The following is a 20,034-nucleotide window of genomic DNA, read 5'->3' as shown; positions in this document are numbered from 1 at the left end:
GACAAAGACATGAGATTGAATAAACTGATACTTAGCTTGCTAACCGGCGTGACGGCCTGCCTTACCGCCTGCGACGACGCGTTCCTGGATACCAAACCGACCGACATTATTTCCGACCAGGCCATTTTCGCCGACTCCGCATTAGCCGATGCGTATGTGGTGGGCCGTTACGTGGGCACGCAACTCTCGACCGAGAGCGACAAGCCGGGTTTCGGACGGGGATTTGAAGATGCCTGGATGAGCTCCGTCACCGACGAGTCGATCTGTAATTTTGATAACGACACCTATTTCGTGCAGCAGGGCAATGCAGCGCCCGATCGCACCGGCTGGATTTCCAATACCTGGACCCGCAGCTATCGCAGCATCCGCGAATGCAACTATGGCCTCGCCAATCTCGACAAAGTGCCTATGAGCGAGTCGGGCAAGAAGCGCCTGAAAGCGGAACTGCGCTTCATTCGCGCCTACCGCTACCATGATCTGATCCGCAACTTCGGCGGTATTCCGATTATCGGCGACAAGGTTTATACATTGGAAGACCGCGATTATACCGAACTATACCAGCGTAAAAGCATCGAAGAAAGCCTTGCTTACGCCATTTCCGAGCTGGACGCTGCTGCTGCGGGCCTAGCCGGTTCGACGGTGATCCCTGGCCGTGGTTCGGAAAATGCGGCATTGTCATTGAAAGCGCGGTTGCTGCTTTACGCGGCCAGCCCGTTGTATAATAATGATCAGAGCGACGCGGCGAAATGGCAGAAAGCGGCCGACGCCGCCAAAGTGGTGATGGATAAGAATGCATTCTCGCTCCATAATGACTACCGAAAGCTTTTTATTACCAACAATACTTCGGAAGACATTTTCATCCGCCTGTATTCGCCTACCAACGAGCACACCAACCTCGAACTCGTGAACGGCCCGAACGGCTACGGCGGCTGGGCTGGCAATACGCCTTTGCAGAATCTCGTGGACGATTATGAAATGATGGACGGTACGAAAATCACCGATCCGAAGTCGGGCTATAATCCGAAAGAACCTTACAAAAACCGCGACCCACGTCTGACCATGAGTGTATTGTACAACGGCGCGGCTTACCGCGAGCGTAAAGTGGAGACATTCGTGCCCGGCGGCCAGGATAGCAAGGATGGTAACGAAAACTGGAATACCACCAAGACGGGTTACTATGTTTACAAGTTTATCAATGACCAGAACCCGATCCGCAATGCCAACCAGACGGCGACTCAGCCCTGGAAATACATCCGCTACGGTGAGATCCTCTTAAATTACGCCGAAGCGCGTAACGAAGCTACCGGCCCGGACGCGACCGTTTACAGCGCTCTGAATCAGCTCCGCAAACGTGTCGGAATGCCCGATTTGCCGACCGGCCTCACCCAGGCAGCCATGCGCGAGCGCATCCGCAACGAGCGCCGCGTGGAGCTGGCATTCGAAGAGCACCGGTTCTTCGACGTCCGCCGCTGGAAAATCGCCAATGTGACCGAAAACGTGCCTGCTTACGGCGTAAGGCCCGAAAAGAAAACAGACGGTTCCATCGAGTATGTGAAAATCATCGCATTGGAAGGCCGGAAGTTCCAGGACAAAAACTACTGGCAGCCGATCCCGCAAAGCGAGATCCAGGCATCGGGCGGTGCATTGAAGCAGAATGCCGGGTATTGACCTCCGTTTTTGAAAAATATTTAACCTGAAAATTATTCAGCATGAAAAAGACATTTTCAATGTTGAACGGGACGGCATTATGCCGCCCGTTCAGCAGCGGTGTGACGGTTCGCCGGCCGACGCCTCGCCGCGCGACGCTTCGCCGGGCGGCAAATTTTTGCCTGGGTATGTTAATGCTCGCACAAACAAATGTATTTGCGCAGAGTTTCGAAGCGGAAAGCGGCGTGCTTTCCAACGGCGCCGACATCCAGGGCTGTGGAAGCTGCTCGGGTGGGAGCCAGGTGGGTAACCTTGGCAATGGCGCGGTGGTGCTACCGGTGAATGTGGCTGCGGCAGGTACTTACAACCTGACCGTCACATACAGCACCGGGGACCCGCGCACCATTAATGCGACGGCCAATGGCGGTACGCCCGTCGTTGTTTCGTGCCCCGCATCGGGCGGATGGTCTACGCCAGCGGCCATTACAGTGAGCATGGTATTGAATGCGGGCAACAACAGCATCCGTCTCGATAACCCGGGCGGCTGGGGCCCAAACATCGACAAGATCGCATTCTCGCCGATCAATACGCCTAATATTCAGAGCATTGCATTCGGGACGAACAACCGGATTGATTACGACCTGGCGAACGGGCATTACTCGGTGTATTTCAACAATGTAAAAGTGATCGGAGAGGCTACTGCGAGTGCTAACTCGGACCAGGTGCACCAGAGTACCGGATTTACGGGCCGTACCTATTCGTCGGCACCCATTACCGACGCATTCGGCAGCGGTACGAAGCACGTGATCACGATGACCAAAAGCGGGGCGATCGGTATGCAGCAGGTATTTTACACCTATCCGGGCAAAGAGCATTTCTATACCGAACTGGTACTCACCGGCAATGGCTCGAACTGCTACAAAATGACGCCGCTTGTTTCCAATTACGTGGATATTCAATCGAATACCGACCGCCGCGCATTGTTCGTGCCGTTCGATAACGATGCCTGGGTGCGCTACGATGCCAAGGAAGTGCGGTATGCCAATTTTTTTAGTTCGGAAGCGGGGGCCATTTATGATAATGCCAACCGGAAGGGCCTTGTGATCGGATCGGTGGAGCATTCGGTATGGAAAACGGGGGTGAACCTCGTAGGCGAGGGCAGGGGCGCGACCAATTATGTGGCCGTGGTGGCAGGCTGGACGCAGGAAAGCGTCACCCGCGACAAACGCGGCCACGGATGGGTATCGGTAGGGCAAACCGCCTGCCGCTCGCCGCGCATTCTCGTGAGTTACGGCGCCGACTGGCGTGCAAGTTTTGATATTTTCGGGCAGGCAAATGCGCTGGCCGAGCCCCGGTACATTTTCAACTGGACGGCCGGAACACCTTTCGGATGGAACAGCTGGGGCGCCATTCAGTCGTCAATCAATTTGCCGAAGGCGAAGTCGGTCGTGGATTTCTTTTCAACCGGCGTCCCTGATTTCCGGAATAGCGACAATACGCTTTACATTGACCTGGATTCATATTGGGATAATATGTCGGGCGGCGGGTTGAATGGTAACTTCAATGAACTGACCGAGTTTGCCAACTACTGCAAAATCAAGGGTTTCAAACCGGGCATTTACTGGGCGCCATTTGTGGATTGGGGCAAGTCTGCACGGCAAATGGAAGGCAGTACTTACAACTACCAGGACGCCTGGACAAAAGTAAATGGCAACCCTGTGGAACTGGACGGCGCCTATGCATTGGACCCTACCCACCCGGGCACCAAAGCCCGCCTGCAAATGGTGATCGGGAAGTTCATTGCCTGTGGTTTTGAGATGATTAAAATCGATTTCCTCGGTCACGCATCGCTGGAAGCCGACAGCTATGCCGACAATACCATCCACACCGGCATGGAGGCCTATCGTAAGGGTATGGAGTACCTCATCGACCAGCTCGATGGTAAAATGCTCGTGTATGCCGCCATTTCGCCCAACCTCGCCACCGGGCGCTACGCACACATGCGCAGGATCGCGTGCGATGCTTACAAGGATATCAACGAAACCGCCTACACCCTGAACAGCACGACTTACGGCTGGTGGCAGAAGCATATTTATAATTACCTCGACGCCGACCACCTCGTGTTCGGGACGCAGACCGACGGTGAAAACCGCGCCCGCTTCGCATCGGGCATTGTGACCGGCACGCTCGTGACCGGCGACGATTTTTCCGCCACCGGTGCCTGGACTACCAAGGCGCAGGCGCTCCTGCAAAACGAAGACCTCCTCGGTCTGGCCGCCAGCGGTGCCGTGTTTACCCCCGTGGAGGGCAATACCGGTAACCAGGCCAATGAGGTATTTGTCAAAAATGCAGGCAACAAATCGTACCTCGCCATTTTCAACTATGGCGGTTCGTCCAAAACTTTCAATATCAATCTCGAACGGGCGGGCATGAGCGGCTCCGATAATTATTCGACGCGGGAGCTTTTCAGTGGCGCCCAGAACGTCCGCCAAATGGCAACGCAGGTGCAGGGCTCCTTTTCCATCACACTACCAGCCGCCGACGCCGCTATTGTCGAATTCAGCAATACCACATTGCCGGTGACGCTCATCGGTTTCACGGCGGAAAAGTCGAACACAGGCACATTGCTGCAATGGAAAACGTCCGACGAGACCAACAACAAGGAATTTGTCATCGAACGCAGCACCGATGGCAAGGATTTCAAGGCCATTGGGAAAGTGCCGGGTGCCGGGGATTCTTCCAAAGAGCAATCCTATGCCTACCACGACCTGGTGCCGGTTGCGGGGGCTATCAACTACTATCGTCTGAAACAGGTCGATTTCGACGGGCAAAGCGAGCGGTCGGCGATCAGGGCGGTGAGTTACCGGGATGCGGACGATGCCAAATCGCGCATTAACATTTACCCGAACCCCGGCGCGGACGAGCTGAATATCAAACTCGGCGAGTCGCTGGAAGGAAAGGTGCTGGTGCGGCTCGTGGATATGAATGGCAAATGCATGCTTTCGAGAAGCTATACCAATCCGGCGGAAGTGATTTCCTTGCCGGGTATCAGGCCGCTGCGCGCGGGAATGTATGTGGTGGAAGTGGAGTCGGCCGACGGCGTGGTACAAAACACGCGATTCAATAAGAATTAGTTAGCAGTAGGTTAAAATGGGTATTATAGGAAAGGTCTGCAAGCATTTTTGCAGACCTTTTTGGTTTTGAAACAACCGGGAAGACCTTGGTAAGTCACCAGGCGTGTAGACGAATGTCGGGTTTCGGTGTAGTACTTTTAATGAATTGGGTAGTAATTGTCATGTAAACATATATTTTAGTATTTTCATACGTAAATACCCCCGACCCACAATTATTTGAACTATGAGAATCCTCCTGGTCGCGTTGATTTCTCTTATTCTGCCTGGTTTTTCGGCCAGTGCGCAGCAGGAGCGCTATATTATCTCGCAATACAATACCGACAACGGCCTTCCCCAGAACAGCGTAAAGGACATAGAATTCGATGAATGGGGCTATTGCTGGCTGGCCACGGAAATGGGGATGGTGCGTTACGACGGGCAACGTTTTGTGACCTACGGTACCTCCGAGCTGACGGGTTTGAAATCGTCGCGCGTGGAGGGACTTACCAGGGACGCACGCGGTACGTTGTACGCGCGGGTGTACGGGGGACAGATCATTAAAGTGTCGGCTTCGGCGAAGCACGTGGCGCCCGCACCGGTGCTGTTGCCGGCGTGGTCGGTGCATGTCGGGCTACAAGGCGTGGCGGTGGATGACGAGGACATGCGCCGCAAGCTTGCCCATTTCTACAATAACCTCGGGCAGAAACTCTTTCCCTATTCGTCGAATATTTCAAATAATGAAATTTATCTCCGGAATGACGAAAGCCTGCTCTATTTATCGCCCGACCTGAAAGCCCCGGCAACCTTGCGGGACTATACCGGCCGGAAGCCTGAGTATGCGCTATTTGCCGGGCAGTTTCTGGCCTGCATTCTGCCGGGCAACCGTGTAGAAGCCTGGAAAAACGGTCTTCCGTTGCCCCGTTACACATCCATTGCCGGGCCGCTGGCTTCCAATGCCGGTTTTCTGGCGGGAAACTTTCTTACTTTTCCTTGCCCTGAAGGCTTTTACGCCTATGCGGGCGAAACGCTCTACAAAGTCACGCTCCGCAACGGGCGCCTCGATTCCGGCATCGAACTGGAAGGCATTCATGTGCCGTTTTTGAATTGCGTCCGCTATTTGCCCGAACAGCAGGCATATTACCTCGGTTCTACGACCGACGGGCTGTTTGTCGTGCAGAAAAAGATATTCGTCGCACCGCCATTTCCGGCACCCGTCCTCGATCAGAGCCTTTACGCGCAGGCGAAAGCGGGCGACGACGCCCTGATCGTGAGAAATACGCTGATTTCGATGAATCAGCCACCGCGGCAATTACCCATCGAACCCGGTATTACTGCCTGGCTTTTTGCGCCTGGCAACGGCCAGCTGTATTACGAGCAAAATTACAAGCTCCGCAAGCTGGACATAGCGAGCGGCCGGAGCCAGATCGTAGGGTCCGAAAGCGCGGTAATCCATATGAGTACGGCCGGCGAGGGGCAATATTTCTTCGCGTCGGCCAGGGGATTTGGGAAACTGGTGAATGACAAAGCCGTCGGGTTCAAGGAATTTCCCCAGAAGACCAACATCCTGTTCGCGAAGCAGATCCGGCCGTCCTATTTCCTGGTTTGCACCGAAAAAGGGCTGAAATGGTATGATTATGAACGCAACCGTGTCGACAAATCGGTGCTGGAAGCGATGCCGATACGGACCCTGCACGTGGAAGCAGCCAATAAGATATGGATTTCGACTTACGGGAAGGGGTTTTACCTCATGCATAACAAGAAGCTCTACCGCATGCCGGCCGGGCCGAGACAGGCGCTTACGACCGTCCATTCCTTTATCGAAGATGGGCGCGGGTTTTTCTGGCTACCGAGCAACAATGGGCTGTTCAAAGTGAAGAAATCCGAATTGCAGGCCTATGCGGAAAGGCGGCAGGACAAGGTCAATTTCTTCCGTTTCGACCGCACCGACGGTCTGCCAACCAACGAGTTCAACGGAGGCTGCGACCCTTCTTACCTGTGGTTGAAAGACAGCCTGTTATCACTCCCGTCGATGAAAGGGCTTGTGTGGCTTTACCCGCATAAACTCAAACTCTACTACCCCGATCGGGGTATTTTTGCCGATAGTCTGGCTGTGAAAGGCAGGCCGGTTACGCTTAATGCGAGCGGCATTACCCTTTCGCCCGATTTCAAGCGCTTATCCGTCCAGGTTTCGTCGCCCTATTTCGGCAATCCGGAAAATCTGGACCTCGAATACCAGGTCGCCGGGCTGGATGCCGACTGGCACAAAGTGGAGAAGAACGGGCTGGTAACGATCGCCAGTCTTCCGCCGGGGGATTACAAGCTTCTCGTGCGGCGGAATGGCGCGCATATTCCCGACAGCGCGGGCCAGTTTGTGTTGCCTGTCGAGGTGCGTCCGTGGTTCTATAACACGTGGTGGTTTTACGTGCTATGCATTTGCGTGTCGGTGGGGATTGGTTATTTGTTATTTAAAAGAAGGCTTACCAAGCTGCAAAAAGAGGCACAGGAGCTGGAAAACGTCATTTCGGCACGAACTCGGGAGCTGAAAAGCGCGGTGGACGACCTGGCCAAATCGGAAATGGCATTGCTGGAAAGCAACCGGTTCAAAGACCACGTGATCACGATGGTACTCCACGATATGCGCTCGCCGCTGCGGTTTATTTCGCTCATTAGTGGTAACCTCTTGAAAAACCACACACGTCTCACGCCCTCGGACCTGGATGCCTACCTGGGCGACCTGCATATGGGCACGCAAAACCTGCTGGGCTTTACCGAACAGTTTTTCATGTGGATCAGTACCCAGCAGCGGGGGTTCAAGATCAGCCAAAACCTGTTTCCGCTGAATGCATTGTTCGAAGAAATCGCGTCGCTGTACAAGGAGCTTTTTAAAGTAAACCATAACCGGCTCACGATCGTACACACCGACCTGGAATGTGTTTCGGATTATCAGATCCTTTCGGTCATCATCCGTAACTTGATCGACAATGCCAATAAAAACACGACCGACGGGGAAATCACGCTCTCATGCCGGGAGGAAGGCGGGCAGCTGCTGATCGCAATCACCGACACCGGCCAGGGGCTTACCGATGAGCAGATTGCCCTGTTTATGAGCCGCGACAGGCAGTCCGGCAACCGCGGTACTGGCAGCCTGCTGATCCATACCATGCTCGATTACATTCATGGCAGCATTGCTATTGCCAGCGAACCCGGGCGGGGCAGTACTTTTACGATTCACCTTCAAAATCTGCATCAATTTGATACATCCTGGCAAGATGGTTCAGTTCCAGCAGGTTCTTGATTTCCAGCTTGTCGAAAACCCTACAACGGAAACTGCTGGCCGTGGAGGCACTGATGGACAATGTATTGGCTACTTCCAGGGCTCCGTAACCTTTGAGCAGGAGCAGGGCTACTTCAAACTCCCGTTTCGAAAGCTTGTCGAAAGGCGTGTTGGCGACATTGCCGATCAATGCATTGGAAAAAATCTCGCTCTGCGACCTGGAAATGTACCGCCGACCCTGGCTTACGACCTGTATCGCCTCGGCAAGGACCTCGTCCGGCTCTGTTTTGTTTACGTACCCGAGTGCGCCTTCGCGGAAGAAGCGGGCCGCAAAAACCCTGTCGGGCTTCATGGTCACGACGAGGATTTTCAGCTTGGGACGGATGCGTAAAATATCGGGGATCAATGCGAGCTCGTTGGTTTCCGGCATATTCAGGTCGGTAATGAGCAGGTCGAAATCCTGTCCGGTGACCTTCTCGATCACGTCCCGGCCGGTTTCGGCAAATTCTACGGTCACATTGAATCCCAGGACTTCTTTGACGACCATCTGAAGTCCCTTGCGGACAAGCTGGTGATCGTCGGCTATTAGTATGGAGAGCGGCATATGGGCAACAGATCCTTTCAGGATTACGGTTTGATCGTAACGACTGAAATTAACGCATTTCAACCTGAATTACAAAACAAAAACAGGGCTATTAATTTGACAAAACGGAGGCCAGTTCGACGATGTTGATCACATTTTTCTTCAACATAACCGTCCGCTTGATCGTGCTGACCGTGCTGTGCCGGACATTCAGTGCCATGGCGATCTCCGACGTTTTCATGCCGGTGATCAGCAGGTTGGCCACTTGCTGCTCGCGGGGCGAGAGCTTGTTGGGTTTTCTATGCAGGTTGTATTTGAGGAAGTTACGGATTTGTGCCTGGTTGACAGGGTCGAAAAGGAACTCGTACCCAAACTTTTCCAGCGTGCTTTCGCAGAGGTACCTCCGCGAGGCCAGTACCTCCCGCAGGCATTTTTCTGTTTCCTTGTCGTGGCACCCCTTGGAAATGCACGCGCTCGCCCCGGAAAGTACCAGCGACAATGCTTTTTTGTAAAGATTGTCATTATACATGATCACCCACGGGATGGCACTGTGCTTCTGTATGATCCTGGTATCTATTCCCGTCTTTTCGTTCACACCGGCTACGACCAGGTCGATTTTATGGCTTGCAAGATACTTCGAAACACCGCTCACGGTATGGGTTTCAAAGAATGTAAACTCGTTTCCGAGGTTTTTGAAAAACTCTTTAAGCCCCCTGAGAATGATTGGATGGGAGTCGTACAAAATGACGTGGAGCATGGCTATGGGTAAGGTCTGCGAAATGCGTGCCGGTAATCCGGTATTTGGTATACGTTAGTCCAGGGTCTGAATGGCTTGCACGAGATTGGTCACCGAAAGTTTGCGGAATGCACGTGCTTTCAGCGTGCTCACAGTGCTGTGCTGAATATTGAGACGGTCGGCGATCTCGCCTGTTTTCAGGCCTGTTTTCAGCAATGACGCTACTTCCGACTCGCGGCTGGTGAGTTGGCGTACGCGCGGGCGATAGCTGCCTGCCCCGTTCCGGATCGCCCTGAACCGCCAGTACTCGGCATTGACGTGCGCCTGGGTAGTCGCGCACACGTAACGTCGCTGTTGCAGCACGGCCGAAATGCCTTCCCGTAATGCGGCGTCGGTACATTTCTTCGACATGCATGCGCCGCCGCCGAGGGCCATCAGGTCCATTGCGTTTTCAGCGCCTTCTTCGGTGTAAAGTACGGCCGTCTTTGGAAGGATATTGATAATCAGTTCGTTGTTTAGGCCTTCTACGTCATTCATGCTCAGCAATATGAGGTCGAAGCGCTGGGTAGTGGCCAATTTGTAGAACTGGCGCACGCGCCCGGCCTCGGTCACTTTCATGCGCAGGTCCATGGTGTCCAGCAGCAGCCGGATTCCTTTGCGGGAAATGGGGTGTAAATCGAATACTAATACTTTCAGGGTGCTCTCAGGTTTCATTTTCACGGGGCCATCTGTTATTGATGATGCAAATATCCCCTGCTTACCCGTGATTTACAGTGGCTCTCCGCCGACCTGTTTGTGGCTTTGCAGCCACATTACCCGGCGTCCACACCCTCGTTCCGGAACCGGTAGAGGAACGGCGCCTTGTTGGCGGCCCCGGTAAACTTCTTTTCCAGCCGTTCGAGCACATTCAGGTCGAGGATTTTTTTCTGGAAATTATTTCGCGCAAATGCCCGGTCGAAGATCGATTCGTAAAGCTCCTGCACCTCTCGCATGGTAAAAGTCTCGGGGAGGAGGTTGAATGCGATCAGTTTCTGGTCGAGATTCAGTTGCAGCGTTTCCAAAGCGGATTTCACTATTTCGTGATGATCCATGATCATCTGCGGCAAATCGCGGACCGGGTACCAGGCGATGGACTCGTCGAGCTCGGTCTTTTGCGGAACGACTTTATTAATGTCCACCAATGCGTAATAGCCGATCGAAACGAACCGCCGCGTAATCCAGTCGAACTCCTTGCGGTTGAACCGCTTGTCGCCCAGGGTATCCTCGTTCAGCTCGATGAGCCGTTCGAGAAAGCGTCTATTCGACCGCGACGCGTCACCGAAAACCCTGAACTGTTCGAGGTAAATGTCCTTTATGCCCGTGCGATCTTCCAGAATGCGTCTCGCTGCCTGGTCAATGCCTTCATTCTGATAAATAAAACCACTCGGCAAAGCCCAGAAATCGCCCCGGAAGTTCAGTTTCGGCACTAGCACGCTGAGCTGCGAATCCTGGTAGCCGAAAATGACGCAGTCGATGGAAAGCTGCTGTATGTAATCCTGTTCACTCGGTGAATGCATATCTGGTTTCTTATCCCGGTTTGCCCCAGGTCTCAGGCCCGGGTAAACTGGAAAGTCATTAATTCAAACAACCTAACCAAATGAAGAGAAAATTACAGCATTCCGTTGTTTTGTGCCGCTATTCCGTTTTGAGTGATTTGACCGGATCTGTCAATGCGGCTTTGATACTCTGAAAGCTTACCGTCAGCAATGCAATGCCTGTGGCGATCAGCCCGGCGAGCAGGAATATCTGCCAGGAAAGTTCGGTGTGATACACGAAGTCGCTCAGCCAGCGGTCCATGACATACCAGGCAGGCGGTGTGGCCAGCACGATGGCGAGCAACACCAGTTTGATAAAATCGCGTGATAAAAGCGTTACCACATTGGCGACGTTTGCGCCGAGCACCTTTCTGATACCGATTTCTTTCGTGCGCTGCTCCGCTGTGAACGCAGCCAGCCCGAGCAGCCCTAGGCAGGAAATCACAATGGCCATGATCCCGAAATAACGGATGAGAGTGCTGACGATCAGCTCCGAGCGGTACATTTGCTCAAAAGATTCGTCGAGAAAATGGTAAGTGAACGGGTAGTTCGGATTGAAAGAATGGGTGATCTGTTCGATATGCGCCAATGCCCGGGAGGTCTGGCCGGCCTTGATCCGGATCATCATATGCTCCGTATTGAGCCCTTTGTAGTGGACGAGTATCAGGGGCTTGATCGCACTGTGGAAAGAAGCGATGTGAAAGTCTTTCATCACGCCGACGATAGTACCTTTGCCCATCCAGAACTTCACTTGTTTTCCCACGGGATCTTCCATCTTCATCATCCGTGCGGCAGCCTCGTTGATGATGTAATTGGTGGTATCGGCAGCGAATTCTTTCGAGAAATCGCGGCCGCCGGCCATGCGGATATTCATCGTTTTGGTAAAATCATAGCCTACAAACGTTGCATACACGGTATTGTCCGTACCCGGGTCGCGGCCGGTCCAATCCAGGTCGCCCGAGTTGCCGTAAATATTGGTCGGTATCTCACCGACGGTCGTGGCTGCCGAGATAGTCGGCGATGCGAGGATTTCCTGGCGGAATGGTTCCAGGCGGTTGCCCAGTTCGCCTTCCAGTGGAATGTACACGACATTATCGTGGTCGAGACCAAGCCGTTTGCTCTGAATGTAATCCATCTGGTTGCCGATCACCAGCGTACCGACGATCAGGAAAATGGACAGCCCGAACTGGAACACCACCAGGCCTTTCCGTAAATGGAGGCTGCTGTTCGAAAAAGTAAGCTTGCCTTTCAGTATCCGGACAGGCTGCATGCCCGAGAGGTAAAGCGCCGGGTAGCTGCCTGCGACGATGCCGGTAATGACGGTCAGGGCGGCAATGGAACCCCACAGGTAGGGGTCGGTCCAGTCCAGTTCGATGTTTTTCACAACGATCTCATTAAATACCGGCAGGGCGATCACTACCAGCAATGACGCAAGCACCGAAGCGAGCGCGCTCACGATCAGCGATTCACCAAGGAATTGCATAATCAGGAATTTCTTTTCGGCACCTACTACCTTGCGAACACCCACTTCACGTGCGCGTTTGAGCGAGCGGGCGGTGGCGAGGTTCATAAAGTTCACGCAGGCGATCAGCAGTATGAAGACAGCCACCACGGAAAAGATATGTACATACTCGATCCGGCCGCCGGAAGGTTTCAGATTGGCATATTCGGTGTATAAGTAGGTGTCGGCCATTTTTTGCAGCAGCGGGAAGGACGTGAGCTGTTTCGGCGCCGCTTTTTTGATGACTTGCCGCATTATCTTTTCGGTCTTCACCGGATCAGCGCCGGGGGCCAGCAATGCATAGGTCTTGAAGCTGAAATTACCCCACCATTTCATCCAGTCGGCTTCCTGCGCTTTGAAATTGACGATCCAATTGAAGCGGACGGTCGAGTTATGAGGGATATCTTCGAACACGGCGCTGACGATCATGTTCGAGGCATTGTTCAGTTTCAGTGTTTTGCCGATCGCGCTGCTTTTCCCGAAGAATTTCTCCGCCATCTTGCGGGAGATCGCAATGGAAGTAGGCTGTTCGATTGCCTTACTTGCCGATCCTTCGATGAAGGGGGTTTGAAATACCTTGAAAAAGTCGTTGGTTGCATAAATACCCGTTTCTTTCGTCGATTTTTCCCCAACCTGGACGAGTAGCTCGCGCTCAAATGTAATTTTGGTAATGGCTTTGACGTCGGCGACGTTTTTTTCCAGCGTTTCCTGCCAGGGTCCCGGGGTAACGTCGCCCACGCCGGTCTGTCCGCGTTCGTCATAGGCGCCGCGTATATAGTAAATATCCGAAAGGCCGGGATAGAAGCGGTTGAACGACAATTCATCTTTGACCCAAAGCCAGATCAGCAGGCTGCAGGCCATACCCAGGGCAAGGCCGAAAATATTGATGAATGAGAATAGCTTGTTTTTCAGCAGGCTGCGGATGGCGATGTTGAAGTAGTTTTGAAGCATGTCAGGCCGGGTTATGACGATTAGCGCATTAGAATTGACTAAAAACACGTTCCATTTTGTATTATTAAATTAATTAGTTGTAAATCATCAACTTAACATTTGCCTGAACAAACTGCTATGTTCAATTTCGGACATACGCCGTAAGCGGGCGGACAAAAACCATCACTAGCCCCTATGAATCGGAGAACCGCCCTGCTGCTGACCTTTATCGTCCTGAAATTCCTGCTGCAATACTTCCTCATTATCCCCGGCTACGATCTCCACCGCGACGAATACCTGCATCTCGACCAGGCGAAACACCTGGCCTGGGGCTTCCTGTCGGTGCCGCCGGTAACTTCGTGGATCGCGTGGATTATCAGCTCATTGGGCAATGGAGAATGGGTAGTCCGGTTCTTTCCGGCGCTATTCGGGGCGCTTACGATCCTGGTCGTTTGGAAAAGCGTAGAAAGGTTGGGCGGGAGTCTGTATGCGTGCGTGTTGGCCGCTACGTGTACCTTATTTTCGGTTTTATTAAGGTTAAATCAGCTTTTTCAACCCAATTCGCTCGATGTACTTTGCTGGACGACGCTCTATTTTTTCCTGATCAGCTATATCCATTCCCGGAACCGGCGTTGGCTTTACGGTTTTGCAGCGGTATTGGCCGTTGGGTTTTTAAATAAATACAACATCGCATTCGCCGTGGTGGGCTTGCTGCCCGCTATTTTACTGACGCCGCAGCGCAGCCTGCTGCTGAACAAGCACGTTTATCTGGCCCTCTTGTTCGCATTGTTGCTCGTTTCGCCCAACCTGATCTGGCAGTACCAGAACAACTTCCCGGTTTTCCACCACATGAAACTGCTGGCCGAAACCCAGCTCGTGAACGTGAACCGCGTGGATTTTCTGAAAGAGCAAATCCTCTATTTCATGGGCGCATTGTTCGTGATCGTGGCGGGGCTCTACGGACTGCTCGTTTACAAGCCGTTTTCACCGTACAGGTTATTCTTTTTCTCCATCGTCATTACCCTGGCCGTCTTTACCTACCTGCGCGCGAAGGGCTATTATGCCATTGGCATTTACCCGGTTTACATCGCGTTCGGGGCTGTTTATGTGGGTGAAAAAGTCGGTGCGGCGTGGTTGCGGGCATTGTTTGTGCTAATTCCTGTCGTGTTGTTCATTCCGCTGTTTCAGGTTGCATTCCCCAACAAAACGCCGGAACAGATCATCGCCAACCCGGAGCCTTACCGAAAGCTGGGAATGCTGCGTTGGGAGGATGGCAAAGACCATCAGTTGCCCCAGGATTTCGCCGATATGCTCGGCTGGCGCGAATTGGCGGAAAAAGTGGATGCCGCCTATCTTTCGATGCCGGACAAAGCCGTCACCCTGGTACTTTGCGACAACTACGGCCAGGCCGGGGCCATTAATTATTATACCAAAACGGGCGTCCGCGCCGTGACTTTCAACGCGGATTACATCAACTGGTTTGACCTTTCAAAGCCATATAAGCACCTGATCCGCGTCAAAACGTGGGGCGATGAGGGGGACGAAATGCAGGAAACCGGGCCGCTGTTCTCCACCGGTTTCGCTGCGGATTCGGTAACGAACCGCTACGCGAGAGAATGGGGGACGACGGTTTTTGTGTTTCGAGACGCGCGGGTTGATATTAATGAGCGGATCAGGAAGGAGATTGTGGAGGAGCGGTGGTAGCTTCTACTCCCCAATAATCTTAGCCCGATGCGCCAGTCCCCAGTAATGCAGCTCTTCCAGCACCTTTTCGAGCGACGCACCATGCTCGGTGATGGAATATTCTACGGTCGGCGGAAAGGTATCGAATACCTGCCGGTTGATCAACTGGTTCATTTCCAGTGCTTTCAATTCTTTGGACAAAATTTTGTCGGTAATGCCGGTCACTTCGGCGGAGAGTTGCCTGAACCGCTTCGGGCCGGACGATAGCGCGAAAAGGATCAGCAATTTCCATCGCCCTTCCAGCGCTTCGAGCGCGTCGCGGATCGATAATGCGGTTTTGGGGCAGCCGTTTCCTGTCAGCATTTAAGGTTTGGATGAATGTCGGGTTCCGTTACTACCTATTCGGATAGTACTATCCAAACGGGAAAGTACTATCGGACGGATAGCGAAGGTAAATACTTTTGCTTTCTCACCAAACATCATCTTATGTCGATCAGGAAATCTTCGAAATGGCTGCACACGGCCTTGTGGGGCGTGCAGGCATTGTTGTCGGTCACGCTCGTGTGGGCGGCTTACATGAAATTGTTCCAAACGCCGGAAGCGCTTTCGGCGATGTGGCCCTGGACGGGGCAGGTGCCGCCGCTGCTGGTGAAATGCACCGGTGTTATTGATTTGCTTGCCGGATTAGGGCTCATGCTGCCGGGATTATTGAATATCCGTCCGGCATTAACGTTTTTCGCGGCTGCCGGTGTAGTCTTGCTGATGGTTTGTGCCATGGTTTTTCACCTTTCGAGAGGCGAATCACCTGCGTTCAACATGGTTTTTGCCGCATTGGGCGCATTTGTAGCGTGGGGGAGGCAAGAGGGGGCTGCCTCCCTCTGCTAATTCAATTTACCGACAAAGTCAGCGGCCCGAATTCCTCGAAATGGATATTCGACCGGTCGACACCGCGGTCGACGAGGTAGCGGTAATGCTGACGGATGAATGGCCCCGGGCCGCAAATGTAGTATTTCGCTTCGGGATGCAGGACTGCAGCGGGAAGTTGGGCGAGCGATACCCGGCCGAGGTATTCGTTGGCGGAAAGTTGGTCGGCGGAGTCGTAGAAAAAGTGCTTTTCTAGATGGGCTACCGCTTCGGAAATAGCATTCAAATCGGCCTTGAACGCGTGTACCTGCTCGTTGCGGCACCCGTGTACCCACGTGATAGGCGCGGTCGCGTCTGTGCGTACGAGGGCTTCGAGCATTGATAGGAGGGGCGTCTGGCCCACGCCGCCGCTGATAAACACCTGCGGCTTGCCTTCCTGTGCCTGCAACGTGAAATTACCGGATGGGGCGGAAAGGTCGACGACGTCGCCCGGTTCGACGAAATCGTGGAGACGGTTGCTGATCATCCCGTCGGGGTGCTGGCTGCCGGCTTCACGCTTCACCGAAATGCGGTAGTATTCGCCGTTCGGCGCGCTCGACAGGCTGTATTGCCGCGGCTGTTGCAGGTTGATTTCGGGCAGGAAGAGGCGGATGCTGATGTACTGGCCGGGTTGGAAATCGGCTACCGCACCGCCATCGACGGGGTATAGGTAAAAGGAGGTAATCTCTTCCGACTCTTTCACTTTCTTACGCACCACAAACGGCCGCCAGCCCGACCAGCCGCCGGGCAGGCTCACTTTGTCGTCGTAGAGTTTTTGCTCGTGGCCGCTCATCAATGCGGCGAGTTGGTTGTAAGCGATGGTCCACGCATCGAGGAGCTCGGGAGTGGCCCCTTCGCCGAGCACTTCGGCAATGGAGGCGATGAGGTGCCGGCCGACGATCGCATAATGCTCCGGACGGATATGCAGGCTCGCATGCTTGTGCCCGATGGTATCGACCACCGGCAGCAATACCGACGGGTCTTCGATATGCTCCGCGTATGCCAGCACGGCCATTGCAAGGGCGGTTTGCTGCCGTTGGTTTTGCTGGTTACCCATATTGAAAAGGTGTTTCAACTCGGGGTTATGCGTGAACATGCGGTTGTAAAAGTGGGTCGTCAGCAGCACGCCATGCTCTTTCAGGACTGGTACCGTGGCTTTTACGAGTTCTTTTTGTAGGGGGGACATGATTTGGAAGTTTAAAATAAAAGACATTTTTATCCTTTATTTAGGTAAAAAAATATTATTTGTTCAAAGTAAGCTGCCCGGCGATGAGGCCTTCGTTGAATTTGCCGATCAAAGTGTTTTGCAACATGACGACGATCTGGCCTCTCACCTTTTTGAAATCCTCGTGCAATGGACACGGATTGCTCTCCGAACAATAGCTGAGGCCCATTCCGCAGCCGGTAAAGATGCTGTCACCCTCGATGGCCCGGACAATGTCGGCCAGGGGACGTTGTAACCCGCCCGAATCGACGTAAAAACCTCCGTTAGGGCCTTTCGACGACAGGATGAGCCCGTCTTTGCTCAGCTTTTGCAGGATTTTCGCCAGGAACGGTTCGGGGGAATTGATATGCAAGGCGATTTCCCGGATGCCGACCTTCTGGCCTTCTTCCGACTTTTGAGCAATGTAAAACACCGCCCGCATCGCATATTCACATGTTTTTGAAAAGATTCCCATTGGCTCGTCCAGGTGCATTGCCGCTTACATGGTACAAAGATAAAAGGGTGATTTTAAATAAAAGAGTTTTTTATCTTTTATTTAAATAAAAATAAATGCAAACTAATTTTGGGTGTGTATAAATCGATTATATTCAGCCCATTACTCAACGTTAATCACTACTACTCATGAAAACAGCTCTATGCAGGTTTTTGCAGGCTTGTCTGCTCAATGCTTTCCTTTTTACGGCGCTCCAAGCTCAGACATGTAATTTCACCGACCTACGCCTCAATTCGCAATCCGCGGTCAATTCGTTCAATTCCACTTGCAAAACGGTTAATGGCGATATCACGCTCTCGGGTGCTGATATTACCGACCTCAGCCCCTTGCAGAACATCGAAACGATTAACGGCAAGCTGACGATCCAGAATAACCCGGCGCTTTCGAGCCTAAACGGATTGAAAAACCTGACCACGGCGCAGCATTTATTGATATACACCAATAATTTGCTGAATGACCTCACCGGCCTGGAAAAGCTGAAATATGTTTGGGGTGCCACGCATATCCGCTATAATATGGGACTGGTCAACCTGAAAGGGCTGGACAGCCTGACCAATGCGGGCACATTTTATATTATGAACAATGATTCGCTAACGAGTCTGACGGGCCTGGGGAAGCTGGAATCGGTGAGCGATATTCTGCTGGTAGGTGCGAACAAAAGCCTGGCGAGCCTGAACGGGTTGAGTAGTCTGAGCTCGGTCAGCCGGATCAATATCGGGGAAAACGACGCGTTGACAGACCTTTCGGGTTTGGAGGCACTGACGTCGGTGAGCTATCAGATGAATATCACTTCGAATAAGAACCTGAGGAGCCTGCACGGCCTTACCAGCCTCAATTATTTAAGCGAAGCATATATCAGCAATAACGACCTGATGCCCGACTTGTCCGGATTGGAGAACGTGCGGTCGGTGTATTGGCTGGTTGTGGGCGATAACGACGGTCTCACAAGTCTGACGGGATTGCACAACCTGACTTCGGCATCCAACTTTATCATACGCATTAATGCGCAACTGACCGACTTGTCGGGGTTGGAAAACCTGACCAACGTGGGATGGATACAGATCAGCGACAATGCGGGGCTGAAAAGCCTTTCGGGCCTGGGCACGGGTGCGAATGCCGGGCGCGCGGGCGCGAACGGAAGGGCGGCCGCGCTGACGATCGGCGGATTGGTGATCCGGAATAACGCCCAACTGACCAGCTGCGCGATTGCGGGCGTATGTGATTTTACCAGCACCGGCGAGGCGACCATCAGCGGGAACGGGAGTGGCTGCGAGAGCCAGGCCGCGGTAGAGATTTCCTGTTCGGCGCTGCCGGTGGTCCTTGCTCATTTTACGGCAAATGCGGAGGGTAGCAGTACTCTTTTACAATGGTCGACGGCAGAGGAACGCAACAGCGCTGTTTTTGACATTGAACACAGCCTCGATGCCGTAAACTGGTCCAAAGCGGGCGAAAAGGATGCAAAAGGTGAGAGTAATGCATTGCTGCGTTATCAATGGGTACACCTCGCACCTGCGGTTGGATTGAATTATTACCGTCTCAAAATGAAAGACCTCGACGGTTCCTATACTTACAGCCAGATTGCAAGTGTGAGATTTGAAGGCAAAATGTCCGTCGCTGTTTATCCAAATCCGGCTTCGGACGTGCTCTTCATTGAAAACAGCAAGGACATTGCCCGGCTGCGGGTTATTAATGTGGCTGGAAAAACGGTGTATGAGTCGGGTAAAGTTAACGAAGCGGTTCCTGTAAAGAATTTGGCTGCGGGTATTTATCAGGTTTACATTATCCGGGAAGGCGGTGCGGTGCAGAAAGAGCGCTTCGTGAAAATTTTCTGAAAATTTTTTTCAAGTCTTGTCCAGATCGGTAAAGTCGGTTGTCATTAGGTTTTTTAACTCAAAAAATTCTTAAAAAATGGAAGCCAGACTTAATTTCTTTGAAAAAGGACAAAATGCAGTAAAGCCGCTTTTCGCACTCGGTAGCTATATCAAAAAATCAACACTCGGCCGCCAGTTAGTGGAGCTGGTCGATTTCCGCATATCTCAGATTAACGGGTGCGCGTACTGCCTCGACATGCATTCGAAAGAGCTGCGTGCGATGGGTGAAACCGAGCAGCGCCTGTACGGCCTGAACGCATGGCGCGAGGCACCGTACTATACCGATCGTGAACGTGCTGCTTTGGCATGGGCCGAGGCCGTTAATGCATTGCATGTGACCGACGAGGTGTACAAAGCGGTATCCGCGCAATTGACGGAAGAGGAGATCGTCGACCTGACGATGGCTGTTTCGGCGATCAACGCCTGGAACCGCATCAATATCGCATTCCCGGCCGGCGTAGGAACCTACCGCGTAGGCCAGTTCGGTTGATTTTGACCAAA

General features: G+C 52.9%; 15 protein-coding genes. 7 read left to right on the top strand and 8 right to left on the bottom strand.

What is annotated here, in order from left to right; translation table 11 throughout:
- Positions 1-9 precede the first annotated feature (9 nt).
- The 3 genes from BMW93_RS28885 to BMW93_RS28875 all read left to right on the top strand — a co-directional run bounded on the left by BMW93_RS28885 (position 10) and on the right by BMW93_RS28875 (position 8,055).
- Positions 10-1,668, top strand: coding sequence for a RagB/SusD family nutrient uptake outer membrane protein (locus BMW93_RS28885; protein WP_090384734.1), 1,659 nt, complete (start codon positions 10-12; stop codon positions 1,666-1,668).
- Positions 1,669-1,709: 41 nt separating this feature from the next.
- Entirely contained in the window at positions 1,710-4,781 is a 3,072-nt protein-coding gene (locus BMW93_RS28880; protein WP_090384730.1) for a CBM35 domain-containing protein, read from the top strand.
- A gap of 223 nt (positions 4,782-5,004) precedes the next feature.
- Positions 5,005-8,055, top strand: a complete 3,051-nt coding sequence (locus BMW93_RS28875) for an ATP-binding protein (protein WP_090384726.1) — start codon at positions 5,005-5,007, stop codon at positions 8,053-8,055.
- Here BMW93_RS28875 and BMW93_RS28870 read toward each other — a convergent pair.
- From BMW93_RS28870 to BMW93_RS28850, 5 genes are all read right to left on the bottom strand, one after another.
- Positions 7,982-8,701 carry a response regulator transcription factor gene (locus tag BMW93_RS28870; protein WP_229240935.1) on the bottom strand — a complete coding sequence of 240 codons (720 nt, stop codon included), beginning with the start codon at positions 8,699-8,701 and terminating at the stop codon, positions 7,982-7,984. The genes BMW93_RS28875 and BMW93_RS28870 overlap by 74 nt on opposite strands.
- Before the next feature lie 28 nt (positions 8,702-8,729).
- Positions 8,730-9,374 (bottom strand): response regulator transcription factor, encoded by a 645-nt coding sequence (locus BMW93_RS28865; protein WP_090384720.1) that lies wholly within the window; start codon positions 9,372-9,374, stop codon positions 8,730-8,732.
- Positions 9,375-9,428: 54 nt separating this feature from the next.
- Positions 9,429-10,067, bottom strand: a complete 639-nt coding sequence (locus BMW93_RS28860; protein ID WP_090384718.1) for a response regulator transcription factor — start codon at positions 10,065-10,067, stop codon at positions 9,429-9,431.
- 98 nt (positions 10,068-10,165) lie between these two features.
- Positions 10,166-10,909, bottom strand: coding sequence for an NrtR DNA-binding winged helix domain-containing protein (locus BMW93_RS28855; protein WP_090384715.1), 744 nt, complete (start codon positions 10,907-10,909; stop codon positions 10,166-10,168).
- A gap of 118 nt (positions 10,910-11,027) precedes the next feature.
- A complete protein-coding gene (locus BMW93_RS28850; RefSeq protein ID WP_090384712.1) occupies positions 11,028-13,379 on the bottom strand; it encodes an ABC transporter permease in 2,352 nt (783 codons plus the stop codon).
- Positions 13,380-13,553: 174 nt separating this feature from the next.
- Here BMW93_RS28850 and BMW93_RS28845 point away from each other — a divergent pair, with 174 nt between their 5' ends.
- Positions 13,554-15,062, top strand: a complete 1,509-nt coding sequence (locus BMW93_RS28845; protein WP_090384709.1) for a glycosyltransferase family 39 protein — start codon at positions 13,554-13,556, stop codon at positions 15,060-15,062.
- 3 nt (positions 15,063-15,065) lie between these two features.
- Here BMW93_RS28845 and BMW93_RS28840 read toward each other — a convergent pair whose 3' ends face one another.
- On the bottom strand, positions 15,066-15,404 hold the full coding sequence (locus BMW93_RS28840; RefSeq protein ID WP_090384706.1) for a helix-turn-helix domain-containing protein: 339 nt from the start codon (positions 15,402-15,404) through the stop codon (positions 15,066-15,068).
- Positions 15,405-15,527: 123 nt separating this feature from the next.
- On the opposite strand from BMW93_RS28840, the gene BMW93_RS28835 reads away from it, so the two are divergent.
- Complete coding sequence (locus BMW93_RS28835) at positions 15,528-15,926, top strand: DoxX family protein (protein ID WP_090384704.1); 399 nt, start codon at positions 15,528-15,530, stop codon at positions 15,924-15,926.
- A gap of 1 nt (position 15,927) precedes the next feature.
- On the opposite strand, the gene hmpA is transcribed toward BMW93_RS28835, so the two are convergent.
- Together hmpA and BMW93_RS28825 are read right to left on the bottom strand one after the other, a co-directional pair.
- A complete protein-coding gene (gene hmpA / locus BMW93_RS28830) occupies positions 15,928-17,130 on the bottom strand; it encodes an NO-inducible flavohemoprotein (protein WP_090384702.1) in 1,203 nt (400 codons plus the stop codon).
- Positions 17,131-17,185: 55 nt separating this feature from the next.
- Positions 17,186-17,623, bottom strand: coding sequence for an Rrf2 family transcriptional regulator (locus BMW93_RS28825; protein WP_090384829.1), 438 nt, complete (start codon positions 17,621-17,623; stop codon positions 17,186-17,188).
- A gap of 167 nt (positions 17,624-17,790) precedes the next feature.
- Here BMW93_RS28825 and BMW93_RS28820 point away from each other — a divergent pair, with 167 nt between their 5' ends.
- Both BMW93_RS28820 and BMW93_RS28815 read left to right on the top strand, forming a co-directional pair.
- Positions 17,791-19,494, top strand: coding sequence for a T9SS type A sorting domain-containing protein (locus tag BMW93_RS28820; protein ID WP_090384699.1), 1,704 nt, complete (start codon positions 17,791-17,793; stop codon positions 19,492-19,494).
- A 76-nt stretch (positions 19,495-19,570) separates the two neighbouring features.
- Complete coding sequence (locus tag BMW93_RS28815; protein ID WP_090384696.1) at positions 19,571-20,023, top strand: carboxymuconolactone decarboxylase family protein; 453 nt, start codon at positions 19,571-19,573, stop codon at positions 20,021-20,023.
- Positions 20,024-20,034: the final 11 nt, after the last annotated feature.

Source organism: Dyadobacter sp. SG02 (assembly GCF_900109045.1).
Classification (GTDB): domain Bacteria; phylum Bacteroidota; class Bacteroidia; order Cytophagales; family Spirosomataceae; genus Dyadobacter.
The sequence above is the reverse complement of the archived record's forward strand: the minus strand, read 5'-3'. Positions and strand labels throughout refer to the sequence as shown.

Excerpts from the sequence above, each read along its gene's own strand:
- BMW93_RS28820 (WP_090384699.1), top strand. The coding sequence starts at position 17,791 with ATGAAAACAGCTCTATGCAGGTTTTTGCAGGCTTGTCTGCTCAATGCT.
- BMW93_RS28835 (WP_090384704.1), top strand. The coding sequence starts at position 15,528 with ATGTCGATCAGGAAATCTTCGAAATGGCTGCACACGGCCTTGTGGGGC.
- BMW93_RS28855 (WP_090384715.1), bottom strand. The coding sequence starts at position 10,909 with ATGCATTCACCGAGTGAACAGGATTACATACAGCAGCTTTCCATCGAC.
- BMW93_RS28850 (WP_090384712.1), bottom strand. The coding sequence starts at position 13,379 with ATGCTTCAAAACTACTTCAACATCGCCATCCGCAGCCTGCTGAAAAAC.
- BMW93_RS28885 (WP_090384734.1), top strand. The coding sequence starts at position 10 with ATGAGATTGAATAAACTGATACTTAGCTTGCTAACCGGCGTGACGGCC.
- BMW93_RS28825 (WP_090384829.1), bottom strand. The coding sequence starts at position 17,623 with ATGGGAATCTTTTCAAAAACATGTGAATATGCGATGCGGGCGGTGTTT.
- BMW93_RS28845 (WP_090384709.1), top strand. The coding sequence starts at position 13,554 with ATGAATCGGAGAACCGCCCTGCTGCTGACCTTTATCGTCCTGAAATTC.
- BMW93_RS28865 (WP_090384720.1), bottom strand. The coding sequence starts at position 9,374 with ATGCTCCACGTCATTTTGTACGACTCCCATCCAATCATTCTCAGGGGG.
- BMW93_RS28840 (WP_090384706.1), bottom strand. The coding sequence starts at position 15,404 with ATGCTGACAGGAAACGGCTGCCCCAAAACCGCATTATCGATCCGCGAC.
- BMW93_RS28815 (WP_090384696.1), top strand. The coding sequence starts at position 19,571 with ATGGAAGCCAGACTTAATTTCTTTGAAAAAGGACAAAATGCAGTAAAG.
- BMW93_RS28880 (WP_090384730.1), top strand. The coding sequence starts at position 1,710 with ATGAAAAAGACATTTTCAATGTTGAACGGGACGGCATTATGCCGCCCG.
- BMW93_RS28860 (WP_090384718.1), bottom strand. The coding sequence starts at position 10,067 with ATGAAACCTGAGAGCACCCTGAAAGTATTAGTATTCGATTTACACCCC.
- hmpA (WP_090384702.1), bottom strand. The coding sequence starts at position 17,130 with ATGTCCCCCCTACAAAAAGAACTCGTAAAAGCCACGGTACCAGTCCTG.
- BMW93_RS28875 (WP_090384726.1), top strand. The coding sequence starts at position 5,005 with ATGAGAATCCTCCTGGTCGCGTTGATTTCTCTTATTCTGCCTGGTTTT.